This window comes from Microcoleus sp. B3-D2 (assembly GCF_036705345.1).
Lineage (GTDB): Bacteria > Cyanobacteriota > Cyanobacteriia > Cyanobacteriales > Microcoleaceae > Microcoleus.
Genome location: NZ_JAUBUG010000038.1, coordinates 54,625 through 68,993, shown reverse-complemented (window position 1 = coordinate 68,993; position 14,369 = coordinate 54,625). Strand labels below are relative to the sequence as shown.

Here is a 14,369-nt window from a genome sequence, read left to right as displayed (position 1 = left end):
GAGTTCAGCCTTGTGGCTGGAAACGCTATGTACGGGCTTTCACCGTGATTCACGTTTCAACGAATCGCACAACTTCTGAAAGTTTGTTTGTGACATATACTCTCTCCCAACAATACAAACAATTAACCACGGCCAACTGACCACGACCAACTGGCAACTGACAATTGACTATCCAAGCGCTGGAATTGGCCCAGTAACACTGCCGCTAAAAAATTGTCTGATCAGTAAATTATCTGTCGATGCAATGTCATTGACAGTTCCCTCCCACTGCACTTTGCCTCGATAGAGAAACACGATGCGATCGGCAGTGCGGCGGATGGTACTGTCTTGGTGAGTGACGATCGCATAAGTGCTGCAAACACCGTTAGCCGCCTGCAACTCACGGATTAAATCTTCAATTACCGTCGAAGCGATCGGATCTAAACCCGCCGTCGGTTCGTCGTACAGCAAAACCTCTGGATTATCCCTGTCATTATCAGGATTCGCCATGATAGCGCGGGCAAAACTTACCCGCTTCCTCATTCCCCCAGACAACTGCGCCGGATAGCGTTCGCCAATTCGCGGCAAACCCACCATCTCCAACTTTTCCTCAACCAATTCCCGAATGCGGCGGCGCGGCAGCTTAGAATGCTGGTAAAGTAAAAAACCGACATTCTCCTCCACCGTCAGCGAATCAAACAAAGCCGCTTGCTGAAAAACCATCCCAATTCCGATCGGATCTGCCACGTCGTCCACCCATCCGACCCTGCGCTGTCCCTGAACAAAAACCTCACCGGCATCCGGGGCCAACAAACCCGCAATTATCCGCAGAATCGTAGATTTCCCCGTCCCGGAAGGGCCAATAATTGCCAGGGCCTCTCCCCGATAAATCCTCAGATCGACTCGATCGAGGATCGGGTTCTGGCCGAAGGACTTACTTACCCCCTTGAGTTCGATTAGTGGCTCTGCCATAGGATGTTATCAATAAGTTGTGAGTCCTCAGTCATCAGTCTACCTAATGACTCATGACTCATGACTAATCACTAATTACTTAAATTGACTGCCAGAATCAAAACTCTCTTGTATTGTAAATTTGTCCGGTCGAGCTGTTCCAATACCCTTAAGACTAATTAACCATGTCAATTAGTTCACTTCCTAAAGCCCTCCGCGTCTTGGCTAAAGCCAAGCAGGTTTTTGCCCAATCCAGAAATCCTTACCCCCCTTCTTTGCGGAACGGGCGAGTTCACCAGTGGTTTAAGTGGTTAGCCCCCGGACTGTTAGTGAAACGGTGGCTGCTGATTAGTGCTAGCGGCGTGGTACTTGCCACTTTGGGTTTAGCGATTTGGACTGGGATGACTCCCATTTTCTTCTTATTGCAATTGTTGAGAAATTTTTTGGCGTGGATTGCGGAAGTTATTCCCAATTACGTGTCGGGGCCGATCATCATTGCTGGCGGGATTTTGTTAATTCTGTGGGGGCAAACTCGCAGTTTGAACTCTATTACTCAAGTGCTGATGCCCGAAGGGAATGAGGAATTGGTCGATCGACTCCTCAACCACCGTCGCTTGCACCGCGGCCCGAAAATTGTGGCACTTGGGGGCGGTACGGGCCTTTCTAATTTGCTCAGGGGATTGAAGGATTACAGCGCCAAAATCACTGCTATTGTCACGGTGGCGGATGATGGCGGGTCTTCCGGGCGGCTGCGGCGGGAAATTGGGGTATTGCCGCCGGGAGACATTCGCAATTGTTTGGCTGCTTTGGCAGATGAGGAAAAGTTATTGACTGAGTTATTTCAATATCGTTTCCGGGCTGGTGACGGTTTGGTGGGTCACAGTTTTGGGAATTTGTTTTTGACGGCGATGAGCGATATTGCTGGAGATTTGGAACAGGCGATCGCGGCGAGTTCTAAAGTTTTAGCAGTGAGGGGAGAGGTGCTGCCGGCTACTCTGAGCGATGTTTCTTTGTGGGCAGAACTCGCTGACGGCCGCAGGATTGAGGGGGAGTCCAGCATTACAAAAGCTAACGGGCAAATCCTCAAAATAGGCTGTAATCCTGCTAATCCTCCGGCATTACCTAGGGCTGTGGAAGGTCTTCGGGAAGCGGATTTTATTATTATTGGGCCGGGGAGTCTTTATACGAGTGTTATTCCGAATTTGTTGGTGCCGGAAATTGCTGATGCGATCGCCAACAGCGAAGTTCCGCGCATTTATGTGTGCAATATTATGACTCAGCCGGGGGAAACTGACGGATACAGTGTTGCAGACCACATTCGGGCGATCGACCGCGCTTGCGGCCGGCCGCTGTTCGATGCTGTAGTAGTTCAAGGAAAAGTCCCTTCTGCAAAGGCTTTGATCCGCTATTCTCAGGAGAATTCTTATCCGGTTGTGCTCGATCGAGAAGCCGTAACGCAATTGGGGCGGCGAGTTGTCATCGCCAATGTCATGGATGAAGATGAAAATACGGGTTTAATTCGCCACAATTCGCAAAGGTTGGCGGGGATGTTGCTGCGTTGGTACGGCCGGGCGCAGAACATTTAAGCTGCTGACTGTTAACTGTTGACTGTTGACTGTTGACTAATATTATTGGTTATTGGTTATTGGCCGCCGCCAGCGAGTAACAAATAACAAATAACAAATGACTAATGACTAATTATTGAAATGAAAACTTTGCTTCCCGATTCTGAGGCTACGCGCAAGTTTGGTGTTGCGTTAGGTCGATCGCTCCCCGCCGGCACTGTAATCTTATTACAAGGAGATTTAGGTGCGGGCAAAACTACCTTGGTTCAAGGCATCGCTGAAGGTTTAGGAATCTCAGACTCGATCGAAAGTCCTACTTTCACGCTGATTAACGAGTATTTTGGAGGGCGAATTCCGCTGTATCATCTAGATTTGTATCGACTGGAACCCGAAGAAGTGGAGGCTTTGCACTTAGAAATTTATTGGGACGGGTTAGAAATGGATTTGGGAATTGTGGCGATCGAATGGGCGGAAAGATTGCAGTACAAACCAGAAAATTATTTGCAAATTTCTTTAAGTTATCTCGATAACGGGCGGCAAGCTGAAGTAATTGGTAATGGCGAGTTATTGGATTGGCAATGGGAAAATTGAGCGAGTGCGATTCCCTACCCTTCGGGAACCTCTGCGGGAAGATAGCTTCGCTCGCGCGTACTTACTGCGGACGGTTGACACGAATTAATTTGCCTCTCAAACTTTCTTCACCAGCAATAGCATCATTGATGCGTATTGCCAACATTTCTACATTCCGATTTTTGGTACAAACAATAATACCAGAGTGGTCGGGCTGTCGGTTGTGCAGTCCGATAAAATAAAACCGATTTAATGTCAAAACAGCTCTATCTTTGCTTATAGCAAATGCTAGCACCTCTGGATCTGGAATCCCAAGTCCTGCTTTTCCTGCTTCCTGAACAGTCAGGATATTGTGACCAAAAGCGCGCAGCAATTGCACAACGGGCAAAGGAAATTGTTCGTCTGCATACAAATTCAGCATGACTCAGGCTTCCTCATTCTTGCAGATTGCTTCTTCGATTTCCTCCAGATGTGCATCAGCATAAGTCCAAACATTGACTAGATCGGCCGCGCTTAGATGGGGATAAAATTGTAGAAGTTCAGAATCGCTTGAACCTTCACGGCGAAAACTTTCAAGCAGCCAAACTGGGATGCGAGTTTTGGCAATGCAAGCATCGCCACCACACACGTCAGGAGTTTTGGTAATTCCTGGCCAGCTATTACTTAAACTTTGGGTTAAAAGCCGGATGGCTTCAGCTTTCTCAGTCGGAGTTAAGGCCAGGAGTTGTGTTTCTAGTTCTTGAAGAAGCATGGGTAAAATCGCCTTTGCGATGCAGGAATACCCAATTATAACACTTGAGTTAAATTCATGCTTACTCAGCGTCAAATGTCAAGGCTTCTCCCCTCACATTTGTATCCAATTTACCATTTTCAAAAACAACTTTTCCTCCAACAACAGTCACAACTGGCCACCCAGTCAAACTCCAACCTTCAAAGGAACTCCAGCCGCACTTGCTCGCCATCTCTGCTCCGACCACCGGGCGGTATTTCTCCAAATCAACTAAGACTAAATCGGCATCAAAACCCGGAGCAATCGCCCCTTTGTTCGGAATCTTATAAGCCTTAGCAACTGCAGCCGACATCCAATTAGCAACTTGAGCAACTGTACATCTTCCCTCCACTGCTTGCGTCAGCATCAAAGGCAAAGAAGTTTCCACTCCTGGCATTCCCGACGGCGTATTTGGATATTCTTGAGCTTTTTCTGCTAATGTGTGCGGCGCGTGGTCGGTGGCGATAAAATCAATTACGCCGTCGAGTAAAGCTTGCCAAAGTATTTCGTTATCGCGGGGCTCGCGCAAAGGCGGATTCATCTGAGCTAAACTGCCAATTTTTTGATAGGCGCTGGTATTTAACAACAAATGCTGCGGCGTAACTTCTGCTGTCACCCAACTCGGTTTTTCCTGGCGCAAAAACTCAGCTTCATCCCCCGTTGAAAGGTGCAGAATGTGCAGTCGGCGCTGATATTTATTAGAAAGTTTTACTGCTAGTTGAGTTGCAAATAAAGCTGCTTGATTGTCTTGAATTTGGGAGTGCACTGCAACATCAGAAATCCCGGCAAATTCCTGACGCCTCTGATTGATTCTAGCTTGGTCTTCTGCGTGCACGGCAATTAGTCGATCGCCTGCAGCAAAAATCGCCTCTAAAGTTGCTTCTCCATCGACCAAAAGCTGACCGTGCATCGAACCCATAAACACCTTAATTCCCGGAGTCGGATTCGCAGTCAACAAATCCGGCAAATTCTCGGGCGTTGCACCAATAAAAAAGCCGTAATTCACCAAACACTTCTCGGCAGCACGACTTAGTTTATCATCTAAGGCAGCTTGGGTTGTGGTCAGAGGTCGCGTATTCGGCATTTCCAGAAACGATGTCACGCCGCCTTTAGCGCAAGCACAGCTAGCGGTAAATAAGTCTTCCTTGTGTTCTAAACCCGGTTCCCGGAAGTGTACCTGGGGATCAATTACTCCGGGTAACAGAGTTAAGCCTTTGGCATCTATTTCTCGATCGCCCGATTCGACAATTTCCGCAGCAACCTTGACAATTTGGCGATCGCAGATTTGCACATCTCCTACCAAAAACTCACCATTGGGCAAAAGAATGCGAGCGCGACGGATTAACAAACTTGATTTGGGAGTCATAAGATATCATTAATTGAGTAAACAGCGTGCTAGCATGGAAGCATTATTAAGTTTATAATTAGTATCCAGCTCAGTCACTACAATACCCTATGACTCGTCTAGACAAGTCAGCCGACGAAAAATCCCCGCAAGACACCGAAAATCCTTGGATCGAAGGAATTAAGACGATCGGCTTAGCAGCCTTTTTAGCCTTTGGTATCCGCACCCTGGTTGCCGAAGCTCGCTACATTCCCACCGGCTCGATGCTTCCAACCTTACAAATTAACGATCGATTAATTATAGATAAGGTAAGCTATCGATTCCAAGACCCCCAGCGAGGAGATATTATCGTATTTATGCCTCCTGACCCGGCTAGTTTGTGTACGGGACAGCCGCCACCGATAAAAGATGCCTATATCAAGCGAGTGATCGGACTGCCGGGGGACAATGTGGAAGTCAAAGAGGGAAAAGTTTTTATTAATAAGCAGCCGCTACAGGAAAAATATATTGAAGAAATTCCGCAGTATCCCTACGGGCCTGTAGTTGTAGCTCCAAATTCTTACTTGGTGCTCGGCGACAACCGCAACGCAAGCTGTGACAGTCATTACTGGGGCTTTGTACCCAAGCAAAATATCATCGGTAGGGCAATTGTCCGTTTTTGGCCACTCAACCGCACAGGTTCGATCGACCCCACGCCCCTTTATCCCGCTAAAAATTAGCTACAACCTTCAGTAGGGTGCGCTAGGCGCACCTTACTACTACAGATTAATGAAGGTCAAAATTTAAAACTGGCTTAACTTCCGATCGTGCTGCCATTCGAGCAGATTTAGTACGACGTTTCGCGATCGAGAACTTTCACAACTTTGTTATACATCTCCTCAGCTTGTTGCGGCGAATTGCCGATACTCGTCAATCCCACTTTGCCAAACTCGGACAAACAGCCCATTAAATGAAACACACTCCCCGTCTCAGTACCCGTGTCAAAGTGCAGTTGATTGTCAGCAATAATATCCATCAAATCGTTCGGTAATAACCCCCGATAGCGCTCTTTTTTCAAATTGTCCGAAGCGACATAATATTTCGGACGGCCCTGCTGGCTGTAAAATAATCCTGTCGAACGTTCGTACCGACCATTTGTTAACAGCTTCAGCGCCATAAACGGATGAGTTGTGCCTCCTTTCCGCAAGTTAATTTCTATTGCTTGCATATCCCATTTGCCATCGGATTGCTTTACCGCGAGAAAATCTACTCCAAATCTCTCTAAAGCCCCTTTTTTAGCTAAGTTTTGCCCTACTTTCCATCCCAATTCCTGCAACGCTATTCGATAAGATTCGTCCGCAGGGAATCGGCAACCCAAGAAAATTTGACCGTCTGGGCCTCCTAAAATTTGGTCGTGGGTTGAGAGAATTTCTACTTCGCCGCTGGGAACAATTCTGCCTTGAACGCTGGGCGAGAACTTTTCTTCTCCTTCGATAAATGCTTCGGCAATTGCCCCTAATTCGGGAATGCGGCTGCTAAAATTTTCCCAGGTTTCGCCCGTTGCTTGAAAGCGCAAATTATGGAAGCTATCGCCAATTGCCTTCGCTCTTTCTGTAGGCGCTTTACCTGCGAGGGGCTTCAGATCTAAAATTGCATTCCCTTCCCCCGAAAAACCTTCATTTAACTTAATTACCATCCGCTGCAAATGCGGCTGCCGTTCCCACAACGCGGCCGTAGCTTCTGCTAACTCTTCCGCATTAAAAACCAACTCGGAACCGTCAGGATAAGGCACGCCACATTCTTTAAAAATTTGCCTGCTGCCGCTTTTTGTTCCCCAGTATAACAGATCGGGATCGCTAGCCCACAAAGGAATCCCCAATTTAACAGATAACTCGCGTTCTAAGGGCGTCGAGTTATAACAAACCATATAAGATTTTGTCGGCCGCGCTGCTTGACGAATGCGCTCCATCAAGCGGGGACGGTCTAAAATTTTCTGGGTGAGGGATTTGGCAGAAGCATCGTAAGCACTGAACAGCAAAAGCCGATCGCGCGCGTGAGAAAATGGAATTCCCGGCAGCAATTGCAGGTAATAATCCACAATCATCGGGTGCAAGGGTTCCGAGGTAATGTAAATTAAGCGCGTGCGGGGATTTCGCAGGCGAATCAATGAAAATAAATGCCGCTCTTCGTAGTGGTAAACACCCTCAACTTTCTGCATTTCTTTCTGATCTAAGCTGAGAGAAGGAATGATAATAATGTCACAATCTCCGCTGTCGAAGTCTTCGATTCCTCCCCAACGTTCGCGTAATTCTGTCTGCAGATTGCGAAATTGCTGTGCGGATTCGGAAGATGAATTATTTAACTCTTGCATGGCGTTTTATCCTAAGTATTCAAATAATTATGGCTGATGATGTCAAGTGTGTCAGCCCCCATAGTTGAGACAACTCACACAGTTTTTTTTCGGACGCACTTTACCGGGAATATTGACAAAAATGCCCCCATAGTGATTTAAGGTGCGTCAGTCGAAATATTTGAGGCAATTCAAACAGTTTTTTCGGACGCACCCTACCCGGGACGATCGTCCATTTCTGTCAAGCTGCTCTAAGAAGCTCGCCGCGCTCGAAAAAGTCTGGCATACTCCAATATCGGCTCTAGGCGGCGTTGATTTTGCTTGAGTGCCGATCGCAATTTTTCCGAAGGGCCCAACACCAGGGGAGCCGAATATTTGTTCAGCATTTCCATATCTGGCGACTGGCTCAGCAGCATCAGCCTCACTTCTTTGTCGAGCAAATAACTCAGAGAAAGCAAATCTCCCATGTTAGTAAAATCGTTGCCGCGATCGCTAATTACAATTGTATCTTTAATGGATCGATTAGCTATCACCTCTTTGTTAATAATTTTCGCAACTTCAGCATTAAAATAGCTCAAGTCTTTGCTCCACCAAGTATCATAAAAAGCGCTAACTGTACAGGAGGCTACACTTGCTGTAAATACCAAGGCTAAAATGACTTGCCACAACCGCTGCTGAGTTTTCACGTTACTCGCGAGCAAGTAAGCAACTGCTAGCTGCACTCCCGGAAAGCAGGAAATCAGATAGCGGCTGACGGCAGAACGTTTGCCACCTAGAATTAGATCCGGTAATGCCAGTATCAAAAAAGGTACCAAAATTGATGTTACAATAAACAGCCAAGTAGAAGTGCTAACCCTGCGACAGATTGTGTAAAGGGCTGCCGCAATTAATAGCAAAAATGGCAATCTCAGCAGATAAGTCCAAATATTATCAAACCCGAAGTCGAAGTCAAAAAATAAGGCTGTAAAACTGAGTGTCCACAATTTGACAAGATACAGCCAACCCGGAGATACTCGCGTCCAATCTGTCGTAGCTGATGCTCGTCCCAGGTTGGTTGCCAGCACGTAAATCCACGGAAGATACAATATTAAAGCTGCTGTTACGGCTAAGAAAAATTGGGAATTAGTTACATGACCTGGCAATTTTGTTTTTTTGACAAACAACCAGTAAGTAATTATAAAAACTCCGTGTCCAATGAGTGTTAAACTGAAGAAAGGGTGAGTGTAGAAACCAACGACGATCGCCAGCGAATAACACGCCCAATCTTGCCAACCCCGCAACCGCACTGCTCTTAGCAGCAGCCAACTGCTGCCAATAACTGTGGCTGTCAGCAAACTGTACTGCCTTGCTGTCTGAGCAAACAATATGTCAAAGGGAGATAAAGCCAAAAGTGCTGTTGCTAATAACGCAGCCAAATTCGAGGCGAAAAGTTCCTGAGCTAACGCGTACATCAAAGGCAACGACAGCAAACTCAATAGTGCTGGCAAACTGCGAGATGCTGCTAGAGAACTGCCAAATTGCTGCATCCACCAACGGGCCATGAGAAAGTATAAAGGCGGATGCTGCGGGTCTTCTAGTGCTAAAGAACGAATTGTATCTGCTTCTGTACTTCCCGGTTTAATCCGCTGATATTTTTGCAATTCAGGTGCGGGAACAATCCGGTTTTGGAATAGTTCGTCGTCAATTTCTTGGCGGGTGAAACCAGCGGCGCGGATTGATGTGTAAGCTTCGTCGTGCCAGTATAGTTTGCGATCGATCTCAAAAAACCGAAATCCGATACCAAGTAAAATGCCGATCGCCAATAAGTTCATCAGCCAGCGGGAATTTTTGGTATTAACAGATGTGTCTTGATGTGTTGTAGATCCCATGCTTGTCCTAATTGTGGCGATTCCCTCCGGGATAGCTACGCTTCACGGAATTTGGAACTGTAGCCCATCTTAAACCTCACTCCCAGAGCGATCGATACCAACTACATCCCCCAACAGACAATAATTCTACCCTCTGCCGGATGCCGAATATCTTCTCGATTAGAGCCTTCTGAAAGCTGGCTCAGGCTCAACCACCCCCAAAATCAAGAATCTTCAGCCAGATCCTCCCAGAACCTCCAGACCCCAAAAATAACTGCTAACATACGTGTTGTACAGTTAATCAACAAGCTCCGCAAGGGGTCTACCCGCGTACCGCAAATGGCAAAATCAAAAGAAACGTCTATAAAAACTTCCACTGAAAACTCAGAAAAGCAAAAAGCTCTAACTTCCGTACTCTCCCAAATCGAGCGCAGCTTTGGCAAAGGGGCGATCGTCCGATTGGGAGACTCCACTCGCATGAGGGTAGAAACCATTCCCACCGGAGCCCTGACACTGGACATTGCTTTGGGCGGCGGTTTGCCAAAAGGCCGAGTCATTGAAATTTACGGCCCGGAAAGTTCCGGTAAAACCACTCTGGCCCTCCACGCGATCTCCGAAGTCCAAAAATCCGGGGGTATCGCAGCCTTCGTCGATGCCGAACACGCCCTCGATCCCACCTACGCCTCAGCTTTAGGCGTCGATATTGAAAATCTCTTAGTTTCCCAGCCGGATACCGGCGAAATGGCCCTAGAAATAGTCGATCAACTCGTGCGTTCCGTCGCCGTCGATATCGTAGTAATTGACTCCGTAGCCGCCCTCGTCCCCCGCGCCGAAATCGAAGGCGACATGGGCGACTCCCACATGGGTTTGCAAGCGCGCTTGATGAGCCAAGCTTTGCGGAAAATCACCGGCAACATCGGCAAATCCGGCTGTACCGTCATTTTCCTCAACCAATTGCGGCAGAAAATCGGCGTAACTTACGGCAACCCCGAAACCACAACCGGCGGTAACGCACTCAAATTCTACGCCAGCGTGCGGCTTGACATTCGCCGCATTCAAAGCTTGAAAAAAGGTACAGAAGAATACGGCAACCGCACTAAAGTTAAAGTTGCTAAAAATAAAGTTGCTCCGCCTTTCCGTATTGCCGAATTTGACATTGTATTTGGCAAAGGCATTTCTACTTTAGGCTGTCTGACTGACTTGGCCGATGAAATGGGAGTAATTACTAAGAAAGGTTCTTGGTACAGCTACAAGGGCGACAACATTGCTCAAGGACGCGACAACGTAATTCGGCACATGGAGGAAAATACCGAATTTAAAAATGAGATCGAGAAGTTAGTGCGGGAAAAACTTGATACGGGAGCTGTGGTTTCTGCTAATTCTGTCGCTCCGGTCGATCTTGATGTTGATGATGAGGATGAGGATATTGATGACGTTCAGGATGTAGAAGAGTTGGAAGAAGTCTAACTTTTGTAGTGATTTAGCGATTAGTCATTAGTGATTAGTCATTAGTAAAAGTAGGTTGGTTGAACGTAGAGAAACCCAACCTACTTTTGTGCTTTTGTCCTCAAAGATATGCAGGTTATATCATTTCCGGTTACACCGGAATGATGTTGACGGTTGACTGTTGACTGTTGACTGTTGACGCCGTGAACAGTCAACCGTCAACAGTGAACTCGAATTTACTATTCCGATGCTAACGGATTTGATATTATACCATTTTAGATTTGGGAATTACTTACTGGGAGCCTCTCATATTTGTAAAAACACTTCTTCTGGCTCCTTCCTTCTTCCTTCTTCCTCTTTCCTCCTGGCTCCTAGCTCCTGGCTCCTGGCTCCAATTTTTAGCTTGGCTGCTTTCATTGAAATGCTCCCTACTTACTATCACTTATTCAGGCATAGAAACGGGCTGAACGTATTGAGAATTAGCGCGCACATAACAGCCTTGTCTTGTCTGCAACCAGGGTTGACCGTTCGCCACCGTAATCGCATTTACTCCCCTGAGTTCAGCAGCAATTGTATCTCTATCAGCGCGGTAAACTTGTTGAATTGCTCCGTTTGGCGTCTTGCGGCAGTTTAGTTGTCCATCTCGCGACGTGACTCGCCAAGCAGGCCAAGTTGCAGAACCAGCAGTTTCAGTCAACCAAGTATTAGAATTGCTAGAAGTATAGTCGCCACTTGCATTAGGACGCGGTAAAGATTCGACTAAATTTACTTTAAATGTCTGGCCAGTAGAAGGACAATTTTCTCCTCCTTTCACCTTCCAAGTAACTTCGGCTCCCAATTGGCTGCTCCTTCCAACTTGACGCCTAACAATGGTAATATCCCCAGAACAAACAATTTTTTGGCCAGGGCCGGTCGTACTGTCTTTGAAAGTCCCATTGTAATAGTAAGAGCCTGCTGCTCCTTCGGAACGGGTAATTTGAATGTTGCCCAAAAAATTCCGATTGCCTACTTTGGTCAAGTAAAAACCTCTGGGATTGTTCCCTTTTTCTGACAGGTTTAAAGTAGTTTTACCGTTAGGGTTAACATAAGTCGTAGCGCTAGCAGCACCGCACCAAATTAATGACAGAACTCCTGTGGACAACAAAATGTAAAGTTTTTTCACAGCAACACCTTGTATGATATGAATCTCTACTTTATTTATAGCTGTTGGTGAAAATACTTGCCCAGTCGCTCACATGAGTGTCACTCATTTGAGCGACATTCTAACGACATACGGGCAATCCCCCATGATTGCCACTACAAATTCGGCAACCACAGGGGATTGGGACTACTGCGTAATTCCTAAAAATCAACTCTGCATAACTTCACCTTGCTTCAGCTCCCTTCAACTCTCTTCACTTGTATGCACCTGCATCACGAGGCCTGCAAGCTTCAACTTCTGACTCATTGCAAGTTCCAATAATTATCGGCAGAATAAATTTATATACGTAAGTAAGGGAGTTCCAATCCTCGCTAAATACTGTGGATTTTACTTATACTTCCCGGTGGGTCAAGTTGCGAGTAGAAAAACTAAGGAGATTTTTACAGGTAGCAGATTTCACATCTAAAAATGTTTGTAAAGAAGTGTAAAAGCTCCTGATAGCCGATTGGTTTGACAGAAAGTACAATTTTTAAGCTGAGTAGGTAAAAAAAGTCGTCTTGATTCAGCGCAAAAATGAACTTGAAAAACACAAATTAATTGGCTCGAAACTTAAATCATTTTTGAAGGGAGAATAAATTATGGGTGACGGTCAATTGGAAGTTATATTAAAGATGGCTCAAACAATTAATCCTCAAATTGAGAGCGATCGACATTTGGAAATAGACTTGGCAAAATTGCGCCAACTGCCAACAGGAACATTAGGGTGCGAAGTGGCGCGATTTCTAGACGAACAAGGCTTTGAGCCGATCGCATCGGGAGACTGGATTCAGCGAAACCACGACGTTTAACCGGTGCTGACGGGTCTTTCAGCTTCAACAGAAGATGAATTGGTACTTCAAGCGTTTACTCGCGCTCAAGTATTTCGTCCTTCCTGTGCGATTTTAGTGTTAGTTGGACTGATCGGCGGGTCAAGTTGCGCGATCGGACAAATTATCAAAGGCTTAAAATACGGAAAATTAGCCACTCGGTTAATTGACTGGGACGTTGCATCTGATTGGGAAACTCCTTTATCTGAAGTTCGAGAGAAACTCAGAATTCTACCCTTAATTGATTAGATTTTCACTCGTTACCTCACTGCAAAAGTATGCAAAGCAAAAGTTACAAACCGGAAATTAGCCTGAGCCCACGGGAAAGAGCGATCGCGCAATTAGTAGCCCAAGGCCTGCCCAACAAATGTATTGCCAAAAATTTAAATATCAGTCACTGGACGGTTGCTACTTACGTGAGGCGGATTTTTATCAAACTCGGTGTTTGTTCCAGAACTGCGATGATTGCACTGCTGATCCAAGAAAATTTGCTCTGGGACTAATAAATAAGTAGGGTGCCTCAGATATTAAGAACGGGCAAGATGCCCGTTCCACAAAAATTCAATCTTCTTGTGGAACGGGCATCTTGCCCGTTCTTATTTGGATGCGTTAATTTTTTTCTATGCCAAAGCCAAAGAACCAGAAGGATTTCTCAGGAAGCTCAGCAATTCTCGATTCACCGTTTGCGGCGCTTCCTGCTGAATCCAGTGGCCGCAGTTAGGAACTAATTTTAACTTAAACGGAGCCGTAATTAATCTGTCTAAACCTTCTACAAGTTTGTGGCTCAAAAACGCATCTTCTTCTCCCCAAAGCACCAAAGTAGGCACTGTCACAGGTTCTAATTTCTCCGCCAAATTCCAAAGCCTCTGCGGATGAAACATCTGGCGGTAATAATTGATAGCGGCGGCTAATACTCCCGGCTTTTCTAAAGCAGTCTGATAAATCTTAGTTTCCTCAGCGCTAAAAGATCCTTTGCGAACAGCTTGTCCTTGGAAAACATTGTGAACAAAATCTTTCAAGTTTTGCCGGATCAACCATTCGGGAATGCCGGGAACCTGAAACGCCAAAACGTACCAACTGCGGCGGATTTGATCTAAATTGCTCGCCATTTCCTGCACGAATCGCTGCGGGTGCGGAGCGTTTAAAATTGCCAAGCGGTTGAGTTGTTCGGGGAATTTTTGAGCTAAGTGCCACGCAATCGCTCCTCCCCAATCATGACCTACAACGTGAGCTTTTTTATAACCGAGGCTCGCAATCAAACCGCGAATATCCGCGCTCAGCGTATCTAAATCATAGCCGCTTTCCGGCTTGTCGGAATCGTTGTAGCCCCGCAAATCCGGCACCACAACCTTAAAATGACGCGCTAAAGCAGGAATTTGATGACGCCAAGAGTACCAAAACTCTGGAAACCCATGCAGGAGGAGAACAAGCTCGCCTTCTCCTTGAGAAACGCAGTGCAGGCGGATGTTATTGGTTTCGACGAAGATGTGTTTCTGTTCGGAATCGAAAGAATTCATAGTTGGAAAGTTAGACTTATTTTCGGGAAGTACACAACCCGCCG

General features: G+C 46.3%; 15 protein-coding genes. 7 read left to right on the top strand and 8 right to left on the bottom strand.

Features of this window, described 5'->3' with window-relative positions; genetic code table 11:
• Positions 1-168 precede the first annotated feature (168 nt).
• Positions 169-951: an ATP-binding cassette domain-containing protein gene (locus QUB14_RS15925; RefSeq protein ID WP_190660058.1), complete on the bottom strand. Its 783-nt coding sequence runs from the start codon at positions 949-951 to the stop codon at positions 169-171.
• A gap of 164 nt (positions 952-1,115) precedes the next feature.
• Here QUB14_RS15925 and QUB14_RS15920 point away from each other — a divergent pair, with 164 nt between their 5' ends.
• Both QUB14_RS15920 and tsaE read left to right on the top strand, forming a co-directional pair.
• Positions 1,116-2,516, top strand: coding sequence for a gluconeogenesis factor YvcK family protein (locus QUB14_RS15920; RefSeq protein ID WP_190660056.1), 1,401 nt, complete (start codon positions 1,116-1,118; stop codon positions 2,514-2,516).
• A 120-nt stretch (positions 2,517-2,636) separates the two neighbouring features.
• The gene (gene tsaE, locus QUB14_RS15915) at positions 2,637-3,086 is read left to right on the top strand and encodes a tRNA (adenosine(37)-N6)-threonylcarbamoyltransferase complex ATPase subunit type 1 TsaE (RefSeq protein WP_333217876.1); all 450 of its coding nucleotides are present in this window, start codon (positions 2,637-2,639) and stop codon (positions 3,084-3,086) included.
• Between the two features lie 61 nt (positions 3,087-3,147).
• Here the strand turns inward: tsaE and QUB14_RS15910 are convergent, their stop codons facing one another.
• From QUB14_RS15910 to QUB14_RS15900, 3 genes are all read right to left on the bottom strand, one after another.
• Positions 3,148-3,486 (bottom strand): DUF5615 family PIN-like protein, encoded by a 339-nt coding sequence (locus QUB14_RS15910; protein ID WP_333217875.1) that lies wholly within the window; start codon positions 3,484-3,486, stop codon positions 3,148-3,150.
• A gap of 3 nt (positions 3,487-3,489) precedes the next feature.
• A complete protein-coding gene (locus tag QUB14_RS15905; protein WP_190660053.1) occupies positions 3,490-3,816 on the bottom strand; it encodes a DUF433 domain-containing protein in 327 nt (108 codons plus the stop codon).
• Between the two features lie 61 nt (positions 3,817-3,877).
• Positions 3,878-5,200: a dihydroorotase gene (locus QUB14_RS15900; protein WP_333217874.1), complete on the bottom strand. Its 1,323-nt coding sequence runs from the start codon at positions 5,198-5,200 to the stop codon at positions 3,878-3,880.
• 89 nt (positions 5,201-5,289) lie between these two features.
• On the opposite strand from QUB14_RS15900, the gene lepB reads away from it, so the two are divergent.
• Positions 5,290-5,898, top strand: coding sequence for a signal peptidase I (gene lepB, locus QUB14_RS15895; protein WP_333217873.1), 609 nt, complete (start codon positions 5,290-5,292; stop codon positions 5,896-5,898).
• A gap of 107 nt (positions 5,899-6,005) precedes the next feature.
• Here the strand turns inward: lepB and QUB14_RS15890 are convergent, their stop codons facing one another.
• Complete coding sequence (locus QUB14_RS15890; RefSeq protein ID WP_333217872.1) at positions 6,006-7,529, bottom strand: peptide ligase PGM1-related protein; 1,524 nt, start codon at positions 7,527-7,529, stop codon at positions 6,006-6,008.
• A gap of 230 nt (positions 7,530-7,759) precedes the next feature.
• Complete coding sequence (locus QUB14_RS15885; RefSeq protein ID WP_333217871.1) at positions 7,760-9,376, bottom strand: glycosyltransferase family 39 protein; 1,617 nt, start codon at positions 9,374-9,376, stop codon at positions 7,760-7,762.
• A 318-nt stretch (positions 9,377-9,694) separates the two neighbouring features.
• Between QUB14_RS15885 and recA the strand changes: the two genes are divergently transcribed.
• The gene (gene recA, locus QUB14_RS15880) at positions 9,695-10,822 is read left to right on the top strand and encodes a recombinase RecA (RefSeq protein ID WP_199292592.1); all 1,128 of its coding nucleotides are present in this window, start codon (positions 9,695-9,697) and stop codon (positions 10,820-10,822) included.
• A gap of 421 nt (positions 10,823-11,243) precedes the next feature.
• Here recA and QUB14_RS15875 read toward each other — a convergent pair whose 3' ends face one another.
• Positions 11,244-11,963, bottom strand: coding sequence for a hypothetical protein (locus tag QUB14_RS15875; protein WP_333217870.1), 720 nt, complete (start codon positions 11,961-11,963; stop codon positions 11,244-11,246).
• A gap of 617 nt (positions 11,964-12,580) precedes the next feature.
• Here QUB14_RS15875 and QUB14_RS15870 point away from each other — a divergent pair.
• Genes QUB14_RS15870 through QUB14_RS15860 form a run of 3 tightly spaced genes read left to right on the top strand, consistent with a single transcriptional unit; the run spans position 12,581 to position 13,311 of the window.
• On the top strand, positions 12,581-12,790 hold the full coding sequence (locus tag QUB14_RS15870; RefSeq protein ID WP_333217869.1) for a hypothetical protein: 210 nt from the start codon (positions 12,581-12,583) through the stop codon (positions 12,788-12,790).
• Between the two features lie 3 nt (positions 12,791-12,793).
• On the top strand, positions 12,794-13,057 hold the full coding sequence (locus tag QUB14_RS15865; RefSeq protein WP_333217868.1) for a hypothetical protein: 264 nt from the start codon (positions 12,794-12,796) through the stop codon (positions 13,055-13,057).
• Positions 13,058-13,086: 29 nt separating this feature from the next.
• On the top strand, positions 13,087-13,311 hold the full coding sequence (locus QUB14_RS15860) for a helix-turn-helix transcriptional regulator (protein WP_333036912.1): 225 nt from the start codon (positions 13,087-13,089) through the stop codon (positions 13,309-13,311).
• Between the two features lie 117 nt (positions 13,312-13,428).
• On the opposite strand, the gene QUB14_RS15855 is transcribed toward QUB14_RS15860, so the two are convergent.
• Positions 13,429-14,325, bottom strand: coding sequence for an alpha/beta hydrolase (locus QUB14_RS15855; protein ID WP_333217867.1), 897 nt, complete (start codon positions 14,323-14,325; stop codon positions 13,429-13,431).
• Positions 14,326-14,369: the final 44 nt, after the last annotated feature.